Raw genomic sequence first — 17,335 nt, forward strand, 5'->3', positions numbered from 1 at the left:
CGGACCGCGGATCGATGCCGACACGCTGGTCGCCGCGGATGAAGACCTTTCATGATCTTCATCCGCGGCGACCGGAGCTGTCGGCGCCGTTCGGCGGTCGGCCTTCAACACCCACGCCCCGGTCGCGCTGTGCGCGGCCGCATCGAATGCGAGGCTTGAATGAGCACGATCAATATTGAAGTACCCGACATCGGCGACTTCTCCGATGTCCCCGTCATCGAAGTGATGGTCAAACCCGGCGACCGCGTCGAGGCCGACGCGCCGCTGGTGTCACTCGAATCGGACAAGGCCACGATGGACATTCCGGCGCCGCACGCAGGCGTCATCGGCCAGATCACGGTCAAGGTCGGCGACCGCGTGTCGCAGGGCAGCGTGATCGGCACGATGGAGGTGGGCGAAGCGTCCGCCGCTGCTCCCGCCGCCGCGCCAGCGCCCTCACCTGCACCCACTCCGGCGCCTGTTGCGGCAGCCGTGACGCCGGCTCCGACGGCGGCAGTCGCCGCCGCACCGGTCGCCGCTCCAGTCGCGGTCGCCGGTGCCGCGCCCGCCACGACCACGCAGTCGGCCCGCGGCGACTACACGCCGGCCGCTGGCGCGGTCGCGCTGCCCAGCGCCGCCGACATCGCGGCCGAACTGGTGGGCGGCAAGAAGGCACACGCCAGCCCGTCGATGCGCGCCTACGCGCGCGAACTGGGCGTCGACCTCGCCCGCGTGAAGGCCAGCGGACCGAAAGGCCGCATCACGCGCGAGGACATCAACGCCTTCGTCAAGGGCGCGCTGCAGGCGCCGGCCACCGCGCAGGCCGCGACCGGCGGCGGAGGCGGACTGGATCTGCTGCCCTGGCCCAAGGTCGATTTCACCAAGTTCGGCGACATCGAACGCAAGCCGCTGTCGCGCATCCGCAAGCTGTCGGCGGCCAACCTCGCGCGCAACTGGGCCATGATTCCGGCGGTCACCTACCACGAGGACGCCGACGTCACCGACCTCGAAGCATTCCGCCAGCAGATCAATGCGGAACAGGCCAAGGCCGGCGTCAAGCTGACCATGCTGGCCTTCATCATCAAGGCGGTGTGCTCGGCGCTGAAGAAATTCCCCGAGTTCAACAGCTCGATCGACCTGCAGGCGGAAGAGCCGGCGCTGATCATGAAGCAGTACTGCCACATCGGTTTCGCCGCCGACACGCCGGGCGGACTGGTGGTGCCGGTCATCCGCGACGCCGACAAGAAGGGCGTGGCGCAGCTGGCGGCCGAATGCGGCGAGCTGGCGACGAAGGCGCGCGACGGCAAGCTCTCTGCCGCGGAAATGCAGGGCGCCTGCTTCACGATTTCCAGCGTCGGTGGCCTCGGCGGCACCGGCTTCGCGCCCATCATCAATGCGCCGGAGGTCGCCATCCTCGGCGTCAGCCGTAGCACGATGAAACCGGTGTGGGACGGCTCGGCCTTCCAGCCGCGCCTGATACTGCCGCTGTCGCTGACCGCCGATCACCGCGTGATCGACGGCGCTGCGGCCACCCGCTTCAATGCCCATGTCGCCGCGCTGCTGGCCGACATGCGTCGCGTGCTGATGTGAGGGAGCAGAACATGAGCACACTGACTGTAAAAATCCCCGACATCGGCGACTTCAAGGACGTGCCCATCATCGAAATCATGGTGAAGCCGGGCGACACGGTTGAGGCCGACGCGCCACTGATGTCGCTCGAGTCCGACAAGGCCACGATGGACATCCCGGCGCCTCAGGCCGGCCGCATCGTCGAACTGCAGGTGAAGGTGGGCGACCGCGTGTCCGAAGGCAGCGTGGTGCTGACGATGGAAGCCGCTAGCGCAGCCGAAGCGGCAGCTGTGCCAGCACCGGCCGCTGCGTCCGCGGCACCGCCCCCTGCACAGGCCGCAGCCGTCGCTGCGGTGACCGCCACCGGCAGCGCACCGGCCAAGGTCGATGAAAGCTGCGCCGTACTGGTGATCGGTGGCGGCCCCGGCGGCTATTCGGCCGCCTTCCGCGCCGCCGACCTCGGTCTGGACGTGGTGATCGTCGAACGCTATGCCACGCTGGGCGGCGTCTGCCTGAACGTCGGCTGCATTCCGTCCAAGGCCCTGCTGCACGTGGCGGCGGTGGCCGACGAGGCCGAAGCGCTGGCCGCGCACGGCATCAAGTTCGGTGCGCGCGAAGTGGACCTCGACGCACTGCGCGGCTGGAAGGACAAGGTGGTCGGCAAGCTGACTGGCGGTCTGTCCGGCATGGCCAAGGCACGCAAGGTGAAAGTGCTGCGCGGCACCGCCCGCTTCGTCGATCCGAATCATGTCGAGATCGCACTGACCACCGGCGACGGCAAGGCGGAAACCGGCGAGAAGAAAGTGCTGAAGTTCGGCCACTGCATCGTCGCCGCCGGCAGCCAGGCGGTGAAGCTGCCCTTCATGCCGGACGACCCGCGCGTCGTCGATTCGACCGGCGCACTGCTGCTGGCCGACATTCCGAAGCGCATGCTGGTGATAGGCGGCGGCATCATCGGGCTGGAAATGGCCACCGTCTATTCGACGCTGGGTGCCCGCATCGACGTGGTCGAAATGACCGGCGGCCTGATGCAGGGCGCCGACCGCGACCTCGCCAAGGTGTGGGAGAAGAAGAATGCCCACCGCTTCGACACGGTCATGCTGAACACCCGGGTGACCGGCGCCGAGGCAACAGCGGAAGGCATCAGGGTGAGTTTCGAGGGCGCCAAGGCGCCGGCCGAACCGCAGACCTACGACCGCGTGCTGGTCGCGGTCGGCCGCTCGCCGAACGGTCGCAAGCTGAATGCCGAGGCCGCAGGACTGCAGGTGGACGAGCGCGGCTTCATCTCGGTCGACAGCCAGATGCGCAGCAACGTCGCCCACATCCACGCCATCGGCGACATCGTCGGTCAGCCCATGCTGGCGCACAAGGCGGTGCACGAAGGTCACGTCGCGGCGGAAGTGATCGCCGGCCACAAGCGCCACTTCGACGCCACGGTGATTCCGTCGGTCGCGTATACCGACCCGGAAGTCGCCTGGGTCGGCCTGACCGAGGACGAAGCGAAGGCCCAGGGCCGCAAGGTGACCGTCGGCAAATTCCCGTGGGCGGCCAGCGGGCGGGCCATTGCCAACGGCCGTGACGAAGGCTTCACCAAGCTCATCTTCGACGCGGAAACCCACCGTATCGTCGGTGGCGGCATCGTCGGCACGTCGGCCGGCGACATGATAGGCGAGGTGGCACTGGCCATCGAGATGGGCGCGGACGCGGTCGACATCGGCCACACCATCCACCCGCACCCGACGCTGGGCGAATCGATCGGCCTCGCAGCGGAAGTGGCGGAAGGCAGCTGCACCGACCTGCCGCCGCTACGCCGCTGACGCAGCGCTGCTGCGCGTCCGACCCGCTGCCGGGCAGGCCTTGCAGGCCGCCCGGCAGCGGCCGTCGGCGAAATTTACAGTCCCCCCGACAAGCCCCGGCGGAATGATTGAAAAAATCTGAAAACACACGCCCAATCATTCACTTGCATGGAAAAATCACAAGCGGTCCGCTTCTTGCTAGTCATCGGCTATCCAACGATCGCCTGACGCAAGCTGCGCATCCTCAGGCCGCCGTGATCAAGTCGGCGCGCCAGCATGGACAAGCGCGCTAACATCCGCGGCAACGTGCCTTATCGGTGAAATCAAATGAATGAGCTCGACAAGAACAGTCAGACCGACGCAACCCCCACCCCGCAGACCGAGCAAGTGGATTCCGCACGGCGGCGTCTGACCCGCGGCGGTGCAGCGGGCGCCGGTGTGCTGCTGTCGGTGGCGAGCCGTTCCGCTTTCGGCACCAGCACCTGGGGCACCTGCACCGGCTCGGAAATCGCCTCCGGCAATCTGTCGCGTGAAGGCACACCCCGCCCCTGCGGCTGCAGCCCGGGCTTCTGGGGCAACAAGAACGGCAAGAAGATCTGGGAAAACCCGGACCTCATCCCTTTCATCTATGCGCAAGGTCAGTACTTCAACAGCGTGTTCGGCGTAGCCTTCTTCAAGCCGTCGAAGAACGAAACGCTGCGCGACGGCATCGACAAGACCGGCGTGATCTACGACAAGACCATGAGCGGCGGCTGGTGCCCGACCAACAAGATCAACAACATGCAGACCTGCGCCTTCCACGCCGTGGCGGCGCTGCTCAACGCGCAGTACTACGGAAACCGCTACCCGGTCATTGGCATGCAGTCGCCGGAGGCGGTGATCGCCGCCTTCCAGACCGCTTTCAGTGGTGGCGTGAGCGCCCTCGAAGCCTTCATCACGAAGGTCGATGTTTACAAGTCCGGCGTGTGGTGCGAAGGCCAGAACGGCTGATCGTCGCGTGACGGCAGGGTTGTGGTCTCTGGTGACGCCGGAGACCATGTCGGTACTGAGCTGGCCTGACGGCGTGGTTCTGTACGACGCTCGAACCGCTACCACCCGCTTGCTCGCGCCCCGTGCCGGCGCCATCGTCGCCCGCCTGAAGGCCGGCCCTGCCGACGCCTCAGTGCTGGCGCCCCTGCAGCCGGCAGACGACGTGGCGCTCCCCGAACTGCTGGACGCACTCGCTCGATACGGCATCGTGCGTGCGGCAGACTGAGCCCTCCGTGTCGCAACGCCCCCACCTTTCCACGCTGACGCGATCCGAACTGCGTCGGCGACTGCACAGCCCTGACGGTCTGCGGCTGCAGCTCGGACGATTCGTTGCCGGCATACGCTCCAATTTCGATTCGGTCGCCGACGGCTTGCAGGCGCTGTACTCCGACTACCCGGTCGCGACGGCGGACGATTTCTGCGACTACCCGGTCGAGTTGCGCAGCAGCGGGCTACGCCGCTACCTGCGTCCGCAGGCCATCTTCCGCTTCGAGGGCATGCAGCCTTTCAAGCCGCTGCCCGGCAGTCAGGCGGTCGCCATGCTCGAATGGGGCCTGAACTGGGTGTTCACCAACCACGCCCAGCACTACCTCATCATCCACGCCGCCGTGCTCGAACGCGACGGATTCGGCCTCATCATGGCCGCTCCACCCGGCTCGGGCAAAAGCACGCTGTGCGCGGCACTGGCGCTGCGCGGCTGGCGTCTGCTGTCAGACGAACTGGCGATGATCGGCCTCGACGACGGCCTGCTGATGCCGCTGCCGCGACCGGTCAGTCTGAAGAACCAGTCGATAGACATCGTCCGTCAGCTCCCCGGACAGCCGGTGATCGGCCCGATCGCGCACGACACCGCCAAGGGCACCGTGGCGCACATGCGCGCGCCGCGTGCCAGCGTCGAGGCAGCGCTGACACCGGTGCAGCCGCGCTGGATCCTGTTTCCGCAGTTCGCTGCCGGTCATGCGCTGGAAATCGAAGCGCACGGCAAGGCGCACACCTTCATGCAGCTGGTGAGCAATTCCTTCAACTATCCGCGTCTCGGCGTCACCGGCTTCGAAGCGATGGGCCGTCTGGTCGATGGCTGCGACGGTTACACTGCGCGCTACGGCTCGCTCGACCAGATCGTGCCGGCACTCGAATCGATCTGCACGCGTAGCGCCTGAGGCGGGCCGGCACCGCCGGCCGCTGCGCCCCGACCGGAACATGAGCCGACAGACGGACACCCACCTGGCGAGAGCGCTCGCCACACCCGAATTCACCGAACGCTTCGACGCGCGCGACTGGGAAGCCCTGATCGGGCAGGCGCGCACCAGCGATCTGCTCGGACAACTGGCCGAGCGGCTGCGCGACGCCGGGCGCCTCGAAAGTACGCCATCGCAGGTGCGCTTCCATCTCGATGCCGCGCTGCGCATCGCCGCACTGCACCGCGATTCGCTGCTGCAGGAACTGGCGGTGATCGGCGACGCGCTGCAGTCGCTCGAACAGCCTGTGCTGCTGCTCAAGGGGGCCGCATATGCAGTCGCCGGTCTGCGCGCAGGGCGTTCGCGCCTGTTCAACGACATCGACCTGATGGTGGCCAAGGAGGTCATCGATCGGGCCGAAGGCGCGCTGTTCCGCAGCGGCTGGCGCCCGACCCACCTGAATTCCTACGACCAGCGCTACTATCGCGAGTGGATGCACGAACTGCCGCCGATCGAGCACATGACGCGCGGCACCGTGATCGATCTGCACCACACCATCGTGCCGCCGACCTCCGGCCACATTCCCGACGCGGCACAGCTGATCGCCGACGCGCGTCCGGTCGTCGTGCCGCACTGCGCGGACGTGTTCCACGTGCTGTCGCCGGTCGACATGGTGATGCACTCGGCCTGCCACCTGTTCTTCGGCGAGCTGCAGAAGGGCTTGCGCGACCTCTACGACCTGCACTGCCTGCTGGTCGAGTTTTCGCCGGAAGCCGGCTTCTGGGCCGCGCTGCTGCCGCGCGCGCGCGCGCAACAGCTCGAGTATCCGGTGCTGCTGGCGCTGCGTTTCGCGCAGCGGATCTTCGGCACCGACATTCCCGATGCGGTCGCGACCGAATGCCGCAGGCGCCTGGCAGCCCGACCGGCCGGTGCGCTGACCGACCACCTGATAGACGCGTCGATGTATCCGCTGCACCCGAGCAGCGATTCGCCGTGGCGTCGCGCGCGCCGGCAGATCCTCTATGCACGCAGCCACTGGCTTAGAATGCCTTTGCACCTGCTGATCCCGCATCTTGCGTACAAGGCCTTCATCCACGACGATGGCAAGGCCGCCTGAATACCGAGGACTCCGTTCGATGACCGCCGATGAACTGAAGATTGCCGTCGCCCGCGCCGCCCTGCCCCACGTCATACCGGGCGACCTGCTCGGTGTGGGAACCGGCTCCACCGCCAACCACTTCATCGACCTGCTGGCTGCCGAGAAGATCGAGATCGCCGGCGCGATCGCCAGTTCGGAGGCGTCCGCCGCCCGCCTGCGCAGCCATGGCATCAAGGTACTGACGCTGGACGAGGCGATCGCCTCCGGCCGCCGCATCCCGGTCTATGTCGACGGCGCCGACGAGATCGACCCCGGCCTCAACCTGATCAAGGGCGGTGGCGGCGCGCTGACAAGAGAGAAGATCGTCGCCGCCGCATCCGACTGTTTCGTCTGCATCGCCGACAGCTCGAAGTGCGTCGACATGCTGGGGCGCTTCCCGCTGCCGATCGAGGTCGTTCCGATGGCACTCGGCCTGGTCGCACGCGAACTGGCCAAGCTCGGCGGCGTACCGAAGCTGCGTGAAGGCTTCGTCACCGACAACGGAAATCTCATCCTGGACGTTGCAGGGCTGAAGATCGCCGAACCGGCACTGTTCGAGAGCGAACTCGACCATCTGACCGGTACCGTGACCAACGGGCTGTTCGCCCGCCGACGCGCCGACCTTGCGCTGGTGTCGTCAGCCGACGGCGTGCGCACGCTGCACGCCTGAACATCGACGCCCGCACGGGGTCGAACACCCAATACCTTCAGGATCTGACGTCATGAGCGAACACATTTCCAAACGCTACGATGCCGAACTCGAAAGCGTCCGCACCGGCCTGCTGCAGATGGGCGGCCTGATCGAACAGCAGATCGAACACGCGATGCGCGGCGTGATCGAGCGCAACCTGCCGTTGCTCGAAGAAGTGATCGCCAACGACAAGAAGGTCAATGCGATGGAGATCGAGCTGGACGACGCCTGCAATCACCTGATTGCCAAGCGCCAGCCGGCCGCCAGCGACCTGCGCGTCATCATGTCGGTGGTGAAGACCATCACCGATCTGGAGCGCATCGGTGACGAGGCGAAGAAGATCGCCAAGATGGGACGTCACATCCTCGAGTCCGACGCCATCTTCGTGCCGCGCGTCGAACTGCGGCACGCGGCCTCGATGGCAGTGGACATGCTGCGCCGCACGCTGGACGCGCTGGCGCGCATGGATCTCGCCAGCGCCACCGAGGTGGTGCGTCAGGACAAGGAGGTGGATGCCGAGTTCAAGTCCATCATGCGTCAGCTCATTACCTTCATGATGGAAGACCCGCGCACCATCTCCTGCGGCCTCGACCTGCTGTTCATCGCCAAGGCGATCGAGCGCATCGGCGACCACTCGAAGAACATGGCGCAGTACGTGGTGTTCATGGTGAAGGGTACCGACGTCCGCCACGCCGGACTGGCCGCGATGGAAGCCGCCGCAGCCGCCGATTGAGTTTCAGCGCGGCGAGTCGGTCGCCGCCGGGGCGTCGCCTTCCCCGGATGCGGTAGAACTGGCGATGTCGGGCAGCGGGGCGTCGCTCTCGGGCATTTCGGGCGCGCGCGACAGCTGCTGCGCCAGCGCCAGCTGATCCGGCTTGAGCGACGCCGCGATTTCGTCCCGCGCCCCGCGCGCCGCGCCGTGGCCCTGTGCGGCAGCGCGATTGAACCACGCGTAGGCACGCACCAGATCGAGCGAGACGCCCTCGCCGATGCGGTGCAGGCGGCCCATGTGGTATTGCGCGCCGACATGGCCACTGCGCGCCGCGGTGCGGAACCACCTGCCGGCGGCCTTGTAATCCTGCAGCGTGCCGCGGCCGAGTTTCAGCGCCAGCGCAAGTTCGTACTGCGCCCGCGCGTGTCCCTGTTCGGCCGCCTTCTCCAGCCACTTCACCGATTCCGCCACATCCGTCGCTTCGCCGGTCCCGCCCTGGGCCAGCATCATCCCGTAGGCGTACTGCGCTTCGGGGTCACCGGTTTCAGCGCGCAGACGCTCCGCCTCCAGCGGTTCCAGTTCGGCAATGAGCTGTTCGTGCTCGGTCGGCGTGCGCGTCTCGACACCCTGGACGGTGACCACGATGGCCACCAGCAGACCGAGCGCAAGTGAGCCGCCGACCGCCGCGAGCGGAATACGCCGGAAACGGACGAAGCGCTTGTGGCAGTTGCGGCAACGTACCGGCTTGAGCCAGAAGCGTCCGGCCTTCTCGTCCGAGTTCTTCCAGCTGGAGTCCTTCGTGTTGCTGCTGAGGCAATACGGACAGCAACGCGGCCCCTGCAGGACGCTGGACAGGCGGGTGGATACAGTCATGATGAAAAGCTATCACGCACCCTGGACGGCTCCCGTGAAGAACTGTGTCGATCAGGCGGCCGGCGGCACGAAGCCCGTGACCTGGTCCGCACCTTCGCCAAAAAAGTGCTTTTCCATCTGTTCCGCCAGATACTTGCGTGCGCGCGGGTCCATCAGGCTGAGACGGTTTTCGTTGATCAGCATGGTCTGGTACTTCACCCACTGCTGCCACGCTTCCTTCGACACCGATTCGAAGATGCGTGCGCCCAGCGCGCCGGGCACCGGCGGAAAGTCGAGGCCTTCGGCCTCGCGACCCAGTTTGATGCATTGAACCATGCGTGCCATCTGTAACTCCTGTAAACGTTGGATGTATCGAATTCTAGGCCCTGTGCCGGGCGCTGAATCGACATGTTGAATCATGAAGACGGCCGCGTCAGGTGCCGTGCCGCCGCTGCGACATCCGGAATGCGTTCTTGCCGTCGTTCTTTGCCGCGTACATCGCCGAATCCGCGGCGCTGAGCAAGGTTTCGCCGCTGTGTGCGTGCAAGGGATAGATGCCGATGCCGGTGCTGGTAGTGACGCAGGCCTGGGCGCCGTCAAACTCGAACACCATGCCGGCGACGCGCTCGCCGATGCGGCGGGCGAGGCCGGTCAGCGCGGTCTCGTCGGTATCCGGCGCGAGCACCGCAAATTCGTCACCGCCGAGACGGAAGAACATTTCGTTGCGCCGGATGATGGCACCGACGTCGCGCGCCAGCCGCGTCAGCACCTCGTCGCCGGCCTGATGGCCGAAACGGTCGTTCACCGGCTTGAAGCCGTCGAGATCGAACAGCAGCAGGCCGAGCTGGGTGCGGCGGCGGGCGGCGTCGGCAATCATCCGTGCGAGCTCCTCGTGGAAGCGGCGACGGTTGTACAGATTGGTCAGCGGATCACGTTCCGCCATATTGACCAGCGCCTCGGCGGCACGCCGCTCGGCGGTGACGTCCTCGTAGAGCCAGACGCGGCCGAGGAAGCGGCCGGGCGTGGCCGACGGCACCAGGGCCGACTGCTCGCGGATAATGCGGCCATCGCGCAGCGGAATGTCCTGCGGATCAGTCGGCGCACGGGCGGCCAGTATCGACTTCACGCGCTCGCGGTAGATGTCTTCGTCGGCCCGCAGCACCGCTGTGCGCTCGATCAGCACGGCATCGCGCATGCCGGACAGGTTCTCGTTCTCGGCAAAGCCCCAGATCGTCTTAAGCATCCGGTTGGCGTGCTGGGCGCGGCCATCGCGGTCGACGAAAAGCACGCCCAGCTTGATCAGATCGAGCAGCGCTTCCAGCCGCGAACGCTCTTCCTCGCTGCGCGTCAGGTAGTAGTCGCGCAGGCCCTGTTCGCGGCGCAGCGCGGTCACCGTGTCGAGCAGCTTCAATTCGGCTTCCTTGCGGCTCTGGATGTCGTCGGCCGACACGCGCACGCCGAGGCAGGTACCCGACTCGTCGTAGATGGGCTGCCAGTTCAGTGAAACCCACACGATCGACCCGTCACGGCGCAGCAGCCTCACCTCGAAATTCTCGCCGCTGGCGCCGGCCAGCGCGTCGGCCGCGCGGGCGGCAAAAATCTTGCGGTCCTTCTCGTGAATCAGCATGCTCGCCAGATCCTCGGCCAGCAGACAGTCGAGCGGACTGTGCCCGGTCACCCGTTCGATCGAGCGGTTCACCCAGATGAGCCGCCCTTGCGGACTGAACCAGGCCTCGACGCCGAAGGTGAAGTCGGCGATCGCGTGGAAGCGCGACTCGCTCTTGCGCAGCGCGGTGACGCGCTCTTCCAGCGCCTGCACCATCTGGTTGAAGGCGCGCGTCAGCCGGGCCAGCGCGTCGTCGCCGCGCACCGGCAAGGGATCGACCTCTTCGGCGCGACGCAGCGCCACTGCCCGGGTTTCGATCGCGCTGACGCCTTCAAGCACCCCGCCCAGCACCCAGCGCGCCAGCCAGACATGCAGCAGCAACACCAGCCCGCCGAGCGCCAGCGCGCCGTTGCGCAACATGGCCAGCGAGGAGAGCAGCCCCGACAGGTCGACGCTGGCGCGCAGCACACCGACCGGCACACGCCGGCCCGGCTGCAGCAGATCGATGCGCATGTCGTAGCGACCACGCCCGGATTCCAGGGCCTCACGAATACTGCCGTGGGCCGCACCGAGCACGGCCGGACCACCGTCGGCGATCAGGACGCGACCCGCCTCGTCCCGCACCTCGACATAGTCGAGCTGGCCGACGCGCCGGAGCATGCTCACCTCCGCCCCCAGCCGCGCCGGATCAGCGATCAGTGCGGCAGCGAGCCGGGCCTGCATGTCGGCGACGAGGTAATCGATGCGCGCCGACTCCCGCTCGACCAGGTGCATGGAAATGAGGCCGTAAGCCCACAGCAGCGCCAAGCACAGCACACCGCCCAGAAGGATGCCGGAGGCGAGCAAGCGCCCCTGCAGCACGCCGATGCGACGTGTCAGAGCACTGAGCATGAGCGGGCTCCGGCTGCGATCACAGGCGTTTTACCAGGACCTTGCTGCGCCGCTGCGGGTTGTAGTTTTCTCGACGCACGCGCGGCAGCGCATCGACACCGGCCTCGACGAACCCCCGCTCGACGAACCAGTGCGCGGTCACCGTGGTGAGCACGAACAGCTGCTTGATCCGCTCGGCGCGAGCACGCGTCTCGACATAGCTCAGGATCTGCTCGCCGTAGCCGTGGCGACGGTATTCCGCCATCACCGCCAGACAGGCCAGCTCAGCCATCTGCTCTTCCGGATAGGGATAGAAGGCGGCGCAGCCCATGATCACTTCGTCGTGTTCGAGCACGCTGAAGCGCTCGATCTCGCGTTCCAGCCGCTCGCGGCCGCGGCTGACCAGCGTGCCGTCGGCCTCCAGCGGTGCGATCAGGCCGGCGATGGCGGGTACGTCGTCCACCCGCGCGTTGCGCATCAGTGCCAGCCGCTCGCGCGAAATGACGCTGCCCACGCCCTGGGTGGTGAAGAATTCGAGCAGCAGTGCGCCATCGAGATCGCGATCGATCATGTGGGCGCGCGCCACGCCCAGCTTCACCGCGCGGATGGCGCGCGGCAGGTAGAGCCCGAGATCTTCGGTAATGCCGCGCCCGGCCTTGAGCCACTGCGCCGCTTCGTCGGCGGTCAGCTCGGGCACCAGCGCGCCCTGTTCGTCGACGATGCCCGGCGCGTCGCACAGGTAGATGAGCTTGGTCGCCTGCAGCGCGACGGCGACCGATTCGGCCACCTCTTCCATGCTCAGGTTGAACACCTCGCCGGTCAGCGAGTAACCGTAGGGCTGCATCAGTACGATGTCGCTGTCGGCCAGCGCGTCGTTCAGCGCCTCGACATCGACCTTGCGTACGGTGCCGGTGTAACCATGGTCGATGCCATCGACCACGCCCACCGGGCGCGCGGTCAGGAAATTGCCGGAGGCAACCTCGATCGTGCTGCCGGCCATCGGCGTGTTCGGCAAGCCCTGCGAGAACAGCGCCTCGACGTCGATGCGAATGGCGCCATTGGCGCGCTTGACGCAGTCCATCGCCTGCGCGTCGGTGACCCGCAAGCCCTTGTGATAGCGCGGCGGCAGGCCGCGTGCGGCCAGTTCCTCCTCGATCTGCGGGCGGGCCCCTACCACTAGCACCAGCTTGATGCCGAGCGCGGCGAGCAGGTTGCAGTCCTGCACCAGCGAATTGGCCAGCGGCCCCTGCAGCACCTCGCCGCCGACCGCGATGACGAAGGTTCGACCGCCGAAGGCGTGGATGTAGGGCGCGGCACTGCGCACCCAGGCAACGAAACGCGGCGAGTCGGGATCGGCGTGCATGCGGGTTCCGATGGGAAAATTCAACGAATTCTAGCCGAGCGCGCGCCAGCGGACGCGCCGCAGAACTTGCGTTGTCTCAATTCCGGCACGTTCAGCCCAGTTCCGACTCGAGGCGATCGCACAGGGCGTCGAGTATGGCCAGCCGCGCACGGTACTTGTCGTCGGCGGACACCACGTTCCACGGCGCCTGTTCGGTATGCGTGCGCACCAGCATGTCCTGCACCGCGGGCACGTACTGCGACCACTTGTCACGGTTGCGCCAGTCCTCGGGCGTGATCTTGAAACGCTTGAAGCGCTGGCGCCCGCGCTCGTTGAAACGGCGCAGCTGCTCGTCGGAACTGACTTCGAGCCAGAACTTGCAGACGATGATGCCGTGTTCGGTCCACTCCTGTTCGAACGCGTTGATCTCCTCGAAGGCACGCGACCAGTCGGCTTCCACGGCAAAGCCCTCGACCCGCTCGACCAGCACGCGGCCATACCAGGAGCGGTCGAACAGCGAAACCCGGCCATCGCGCGGCACGTCACGCCAGAAGCGCCACAGCCACGGATAGAGGCGCTCGTGCTCGGTCGGCGCCGCCACCGGGTGCACACGGTAATTGCGCGCATCGAGCGCGTGCGTGATGCGGCGTATCGCGCCGCCCTTGCCGGCGGCGTCCATGCCTTCGAACACCACCGCCAGCGCGCGCCGGGCAAAGGCCGGATGGCGCAACAGCAGGTTGAGCCGGCCCTGCAGGCGTTCGAGTTCGGGCTGATAGTCGTCCTTGCGCATCGGCTTGGACGGTGCACGCGCGGGCTGAGCCGGCTGTTCGCTCGGCACCACCAGCGGAGGCAGCGCCGGCGCAAGCGGCTTGCGCGGCCCCGCCAGCGCTTCTAGGAGCGCCTTCAGGACGATGCGGCCGACCACCAGTTCGGTCTGCGCGGCGTCGCTTGCGTCGACCAGGTGCCAGGGCGCATGCGAGGTGTCCGACAGCCGGATCGCCTCTTCCGCCACCTTGCAGATGCGCTTGTGCCGGCGATTCGCACGCCAGTCCTCGGCAGTCACCCGCCAACGCGTCGCCGCGTCACGCTCCAGCGCACGGAAGTGCGCACGCTGACGGTCGGCATCGAGGTGCAGCCAGAACTTCAGCAGCACCGCGCCTTCCATCGCCAGCATGCGTTCGAAGCGCTGGATCTCGTGCAGGGTGTGCCAGAAGGCGCGCCGCTTGATCCGGCGCTCGACGCGGGCGTTGATCGCCTCGCTGTACCAGCCCTCAAAGATCATCGCGGTACGACCGCGCGACGGCAGCGCCTGCCAGTAGCGCCACATGTGCGGTCGCTGCCGTTCCGCCTCGTCGCGCGGCCCGAAGGCACTGGTGCGGATGTGACGGGGGTCCATCCATTCGTTCAGCGTATTGACCAGGCGTCCGCGTCCGGCACCAGCCACACCGGCGATCAGCAGCACGACCGGCGTACGCCCCTGTTCCAGTATCGAGTACTGGGCGTCGAGCAGATCGGCACGCAATCTGGACACCGCACGCTCGAGCCGGGCTTCGTCCAGCGGGGCGACGGCAGGCAGCGCATCGAACATCAGAAATCTCCGATCAGGGTATTCAGTGCCGACAGCACGGCAACGCCCGCCGTCTCCGTGCGCAGCACGCGCGGCCCCAGCGTCAGCGCGGCAAAGCCGGCAGCGCGCGCAGCGGCCAGTTCGTCGGCATCGAAGCCGCCCTCCGGTCCGATCAGCACGGTAATGGGTTCATCGGCGCGCAGCCCGGCCGACTTCAGCGGCACGCCGCCTTCCGGATGCAGCAGCAGGCGCTGCCCGCTCGCGGCCGCAAGCGCCTGCGGCAAGGTCAGCAGGGGCCGTACCTCGGGCACGCGATTGCGGCCGCACTGTTCGCAGGCCGACACCGCCACCTGCTGCCAGTGCTCGACCCTCCGTTGCGCACGCTCGCCGGCCAGCTTGACCACGGCGCGCCGGCTGGCCACCGGTTGCACCCGCGCCACACCGAGCTCGACCGCCTTCTGTACGATCCAGTCCATCTTGTCGGCGGCGGCGAGGCATTGCAGCAGCGTGACGTCGAGCGCGGACTCGCGCTGTGGCGTCGATTCGACGCCGACCGTGGCGTCGACGCTGCGGCCCCTGCGCACCAGGCGGGCGGCGAATTCGCTGCCGCGACCGTCGAACAGCGTGATCGCGTCGCCGTCGGCCAGGCGCAGAACGCGGTCGATGTGATGCGCCACCGGCGCCGGCAAGGTGATCGTTCCAGCCGGTTCCGCAGGCAAGGGACAAAAGAAGCGTGGAATCATCGTGTTATATTTGTGCACTGCAAGAACACCCGCCGGCGAGGCTTTTCGCACCGTCGGCGACGATCGGCCCCTCATGGTCGGAATGTCCGCAACCGTTATGGCATCAGGGCATCCGACAACGGGCAGCCGCCGCGAACGATACTGCCACGCCAGCCGGCCGGAGTGCTTCCGGCGTCGCGACGCGGCTCACTGACGAACGACCATGAGCTCAACCACACTGCTACAGATCGTCGACACCGCGCGCAGCGTCGCCCGCGAGGTGATCATGCCGCACTTCCTGACGGCACAGCGCAATCAGAAGGACGACGGCAGCCTGTTCACCGTGGTCGACCTGGCGGCGCAGGAGGCACTGATCGAACGCCTGCCGCGCATCATCGACCGGCCGGTGCTCGGCGAGGAAATGCCGGAGTCGGTGCAGTTGCGCTTGTGGCACGAAGGTCACGACGGCATCTGGTGCATAGACCCGATCGACGGCACCACCAACTTCGTCAACGGCATCCCTTTCTTCGGCGTCGCGATCGCGTACATCGAGGAGGGACGCACGCGCCACGGCGTCGTCTACAACCCGATGACCGACGAAGCCTTCTACGCGGAAGAAGGCGGCGGCGCCTTCCTGAACGGCAACGCGCTACCGCTGCGCACGCCGGCGCGCCATCTGCTGGATGCGGTGGCAGGCGTCGATTTCAAACGGATTCCGAAGGCACTTGGCGACGCACTGGCCACCCAGTCGCCCTTCTACTCGCAGCGCAACTTCGGTTCCAGCGCGCTCGAATGGTGCTTCATTGCCGCCGCTAGGCTGGACGTCTACCTGCACGGTGGCCAGATGATGTGGGACTTTGCCGCCGGCAGCCTGATCGCCGCCGAAGCCGGTGCACGCTGCTCGATGCTGGATGGCGAGCCGCTGGACATGGCGCCTGGCCGCAAGACGCCGGTGGTGGTCGGCGCCAGCGCCGACCTCTACCGTGAATGGATGGACTGGCTGGCCGCACACGGCGGCCGCTGATCTGTCCTCAGGGGTGGTGCACCGGCAGATGGACTGGCGCCACCTGCGAATTCACCAGCCGGCCGCCCTCGTGCATCAGGAAGTCGCGCAGCGCCAGCGCGGCCGGCAACAGATTCTTGCGATCCCTGTATACGACGTGCCAGTTGCGCACGATGGGCGTGCCAGGTGCCGCGATGCGGCACAGCACGCCGGTGCGCAGTTCGAGCTGGCAGGTGTGTTCGGACAGGAAAGCCAGGCCCATGCCGGCGATGGCCGCCTGCTTGATGATTTCATTGCTGGGCAGTTCGATGATTTCGGCCGGGCGTATGCCCTGCTCGACCAGATAGCTTTCCTGCGTCACCCGCGTACCGGACCCCCGTTCGCGGATCAGGAAGGCCTCCTTGCCCAGATCGTCGGCCGTGACGGTGCGACCACCGGCCAGCGGATGGCCCTCGCACGCCAGCACCGACAGCGGGTGTTCGGCAAAGACATGCGCCTCGCAGCCCAGCGCTGCCGGTGGGCGGCCCATGATGGCGATGTCGATCAGGTTGTCTTCGAGATGACGGAAGATGTCGTCGCGGTTGTGCAGGGAAATGCGGACCTGCACGTCCGGATAACGCTCGCGGAAAGCCATCAGCAGACGCGGGGCGACGTATTTGGCGGTACTGACCACGCCGACAGACACCAGGCCCGAATGTCCGCTCGCCATCTGCGCCAGCGCGGCCTCGGCCTCGGCCAACTGGTGGTCGATGGCGCGCGCGTGCCGGGCAATCTCCATGCCGACTTCGGTCACGCGCAACTTCTTGCCCAGGGTCTCGATCAGAGGAAGGCCGATCAGCCCGTCCAGCGCCTTCACCTGCATCGAAACTGCCGGCTGCGTCAGATGCAGTTCTTCCGCGGCGCGGGAAATCGAGCCCAGTCGTGCGACCGCCTCGAATATTCTCAGCTGGCGGAGAGACACCCCGCGCGTCCATTGTGTCGCCATATCAGTCTAAATAAGAATGTTTGATCGATCTTATCAAAACAACTTATTTTCAACCAAGGCCAGTTCCAGATATATTGCACTGCAACAGCAACGGAAACGCAGCGAACACCGCCTCGCAGGCACTGCAAACCGAAGCGACCAGTTTAGCGTCAAAGCCTGTCAGCTCAACAAAAACGGACAGGTGACCCAGGCTCCTCCTCCACAACCTTGTTTGTGGATTCATACCCCGGCTCGCAAGAGTCCGGGGTATTTTTTTGCATTGCACACTCTGTTGCAACGAACGGAACACATCGCTC

Annotated in this window: 16 protein-coding genes; 9 read left to right on the forward strand and 7 right to left on the reverse strand. The window is 66.6% G+C overall.

Going from position 1 to position 17,335, the window contains the following annotated elements; genetic code table 11:
- Nucleotides 1-159: 159 nt before the first annotated feature.
- From aceF to phoU, 8 genes are all read left to right on the forward strand, one after another.
- On the forward strand, nt 160-1,569 hold the full coding sequence (aceF, locus tag WDZ97_RS11360; protein ID WP_419542073.1) for a dihydrolipoyllysine-residue acetyltransferase: 1,410 nt from the start codon (nt 160-162) through the stop codon (nt 1,567-1,569).
- Between the two features lie 11 nt (nt 1,570-1,580).
- Nucleotides 1,581-3,365 carry a dihydrolipoyl dehydrogenase gene (gene lpdA / locus WDZ97_RS11365; RefSeq protein ID WP_425762810.1) on the forward strand — a complete coding sequence of 595 codons (1,785 nt, stop codon included), beginning with the start codon at nt 1,581-1,583 and terminating at the stop codon, nt 3,363-3,365.
- Between the two features lie 306 nt (nt 3,366-3,671).
- Complete coding sequence (locus WDZ97_RS11370) at nt 3,672-4,334, forward strand: hypothetical protein (protein WP_425762811.1); 663 nt, start codon at nt 3,672-3,674, stop codon at nt 4,332-4,334.
- 46 nt (nt 4,335-4,380) lie between these two features.
- The gene (locus WDZ97_RS11375; RefSeq protein WP_425762812.1) at nt 4,381-4,599 is read left to right on the forward strand and encodes an HPr-rel-A system PqqD family peptide chaperone; all 219 of its coding nucleotides are present in this window, start codon (nt 4,381-4,383) and stop codon (nt 4,597-4,599) included.
- A 7-nt stretch (nt 4,600-4,606) separates the two neighbouring features.
- A complete protein-coding gene (locus WDZ97_RS11380) occupies nt 4,607-5,533 on the forward strand; it encodes an HprK-related kinase A (protein WP_425762813.1) in 927 nt (308 codons plus the stop codon).
- A 40-nt stretch (nt 5,534-5,573) separates the two neighbouring features.
- Nucleotides 5,574-6,668 (forward strand): nucleotidyltransferase domain-containing protein, encoded by a 1,095-nt coding sequence (locus tag WDZ97_RS11385; protein WP_425762814.1) that lies wholly within the window; start codon nt 5,574-5,576, stop codon nt 6,666-6,668.
- A 19-nt stretch (nt 6,669-6,687) separates the two neighbouring features.
- On the forward strand, nt 6,688-7,359 hold the full coding sequence (gene rpiA, locus WDZ97_RS11390; RefSeq protein ID WP_425762815.1) for a ribose-5-phosphate isomerase RpiA: 672 nt from the start codon (nt 6,688-6,690) through the stop codon (nt 7,357-7,359).
- A 52-nt stretch (nt 7,360-7,411) separates the two neighbouring features.
- Nucleotides 7,412-8,113 carry a phosphate signaling complex protein PhoU gene (phoU, locus tag WDZ97_RS11395; RefSeq protein WP_304004810.1) on the forward strand — a complete coding sequence of 234 codons (702 nt, stop codon included), beginning with the start codon at nt 7,412-7,414 and terminating at the stop codon, nt 8,111-8,113.
- 3 nt (nt 8,114-8,116) lie between these two features.
- Here the strand turns inward: phoU and WDZ97_RS11400 are convergent, their stop codons facing one another.
- From WDZ97_RS11400 to WDZ97_RS11425, 6 genes are all read right to left on the reverse strand, one after another.
- Entirely contained in the window at nt 8,117-8,965 is an 849-nt protein-coding gene (locus WDZ97_RS11400) for a tetratricopeptide repeat protein (protein ID WP_304004808.1), read from the reverse strand.
- Between the two features lie 51 nt (nt 8,966-9,016).
- Entirely contained in the window at nt 9,017-9,289 is a 273-nt protein-coding gene (locus tag WDZ97_RS11405) for an oxidative damage protection protein (protein WP_019919514.1), read from the reverse strand.
- 88 nt (nt 9,290-9,377) lie between these two features.
- Entirely contained in the window at nt 9,378-11,441 is a 2,064-nt protein-coding gene (locus WDZ97_RS11410) for a diguanylate cyclase domain-containing protein (RefSeq protein WP_425762816.1), read from the reverse strand.
- 19 nt (nt 11,442-11,460) lie between these two features.
- Nucleotides 11,461-12,783, reverse strand: coding sequence for an amino-acid N-acetyltransferase (gene argA, locus WDZ97_RS11415; protein WP_304004801.1), 1,323 nt, complete (start codon nt 12,781-12,783; stop codon nt 11,461-11,463).
- Between the two features lie 91 nt (nt 12,784-12,874).
- Nucleotides 12,875-14,350: a polyphosphate:AMP phosphotransferase gene (pap, locus tag WDZ97_RS11420; RefSeq protein ID WP_425762817.1), complete on the reverse strand. Its 1,476-nt coding sequence runs from the start codon at nt 14,348-14,350 to the stop codon at nt 12,875-12,877.
- A complete protein-coding gene (locus WDZ97_RS11425; protein ID WP_425762818.1) occupies nt 14,350-15,072 on the reverse strand; it encodes a 16S rRNA (uracil(1498)-N(3))-methyltransferase in 723 nt (240 codons plus the stop codon). Before WDZ97_RS11425 ends, pap begins: the two co-directional genes overlap by 1 nt.
- Before the next feature lie 202 nt (nt 15,073-15,274).
- Between WDZ97_RS11425 and WDZ97_RS11430 the strand changes: the two genes are divergently transcribed.
- On the forward strand, nt 15,275-16,075 hold the full coding sequence (locus WDZ97_RS11430) for an inositol monophosphatase family protein (RefSeq protein ID WP_304004792.1): 801 nt from the start codon (nt 15,275-15,277) through the stop codon (nt 16,073-16,075).
- A gap of 7 nt (nt 16,076-16,082) precedes the next feature.
- Here WDZ97_RS11430 and WDZ97_RS11435 read toward each other — a convergent pair whose 3' ends face one another.
- Complete coding sequence (locus WDZ97_RS11435; protein WP_368500548.1) at nt 16,083-17,039, reverse strand: LysR family transcriptional regulator; 957 nt, start codon at nt 17,037-17,039, stop codon at nt 16,083-16,085.
- Between the last annotated feature and the right edge of the window lie 296 nt (nt 17,040-17,335).

It is taken from the genome of Methyloversatilis sp. MC4-4 (assembly GCF_049843555.1).
GTDB classification, from domain to species: Bacteria; Pseudomonadota; Gammaproteobacteria; order Burkholderiales; family Rhodocyclaceae; genus Methyloversatilis; species Methyloversatilis discipulorum_B.

Bases quoted from the DNA above. Each gene is read 5' to 3' on its own strand.
- aceF (WP_419542073.1), top strand. From the start codon at position 160: ATGAGCACGATCAATATTGAAGTACCCGACATCGGCGACTTCTCCGAT.
- lpdA (WP_425762810.1), top strand. From the start codon at position 1,581: ATGAGCACACTGACTGTAAAAATCCCCGACATCGGCGACTTCAAGGAC.
- WDZ97_RS11370 (WP_425762811.1), top strand. From the start codon at position 3,672: ATGAATGAGCTCGACAAGAACAGTCAGACCGACGCAACCCCCACCCCG.
- WDZ97_RS11375 (WP_425762812.1), top strand. From the start codon at position 4,381: ATGTCGGTACTGAGCTGGCCTGACGGCGTGGTTCTGTACGACGCTCGA.
- WDZ97_RS11385 (WP_425762814.1), top strand. From the start codon at position 5,574: ATGAGCCGACAGACGGACACCCACCTGGCGAGAGCGCTCGCCACACCC.
- rpiA (WP_425762815.1), top strand. From the start codon at position 6,688: ATGACCGCCGATGAACTGAAGATTGCCGTCGCCCGCGCCGCCCTGCCC.
- phoU (WP_304004810.1), top strand. From the start codon at position 7,412: ATGAGCGAACACATTTCCAAACGCTACGATGCCGAACTCGAAAGCGTC.
- WDZ97_RS11400 (WP_304004808.1), bottom strand. From the start codon at position 8,965: ATGACTGTATCCACCCGCCTGTCCAGCGTCCTGCAGGGGCCGCGTTGC.
- WDZ97_RS11405 (WP_019919514.1), bottom strand. From the start codon at position 9,289: ATGGCACGCATGGTTCAATGCATCAAACTGGGTCGCGAGGCCGAAGGC.
- WDZ97_RS11410 (WP_425762816.1), bottom strand. From the start codon at position 11,441: ATGCTCAGTGCTCTGACACGTCGCATCGGCGTGCTGCAGGGGCGCTTG.
- argA (WP_304004801.1), bottom strand. From the start codon at position 12,783: ATGCACGCCGATCCCGACTCGCCGCGTTTCGTTGCCTGGGTGCGCAGT.
- pap (WP_425762817.1), bottom strand. From the start codon at position 14,350: ATGTTCGATGCGCTGCCTGCCGTCGCCCCGCTGGACGAAGCCCGGCTC.
- WDZ97_RS11425 (WP_425762818.1), bottom strand. From the start codon at position 15,072: ATGATTCCACGCTTCTTTTGTCCCTTGCCTGCGGAACCGGCTGGAACG.
- WDZ97_RS11430 (WP_304004792.1), top strand. From the start codon at position 15,275: ATGAGCTCAACCACACTGCTACAGATCGTCGACACCGCGCGCAGCGTC.
- WDZ97_RS11435 (WP_368500548.1), bottom strand. From the start codon at position 17,039: ATGGCGACACAATGGACGCGCGGGGTGTCTCTCCGCCAGCTGAGAATA.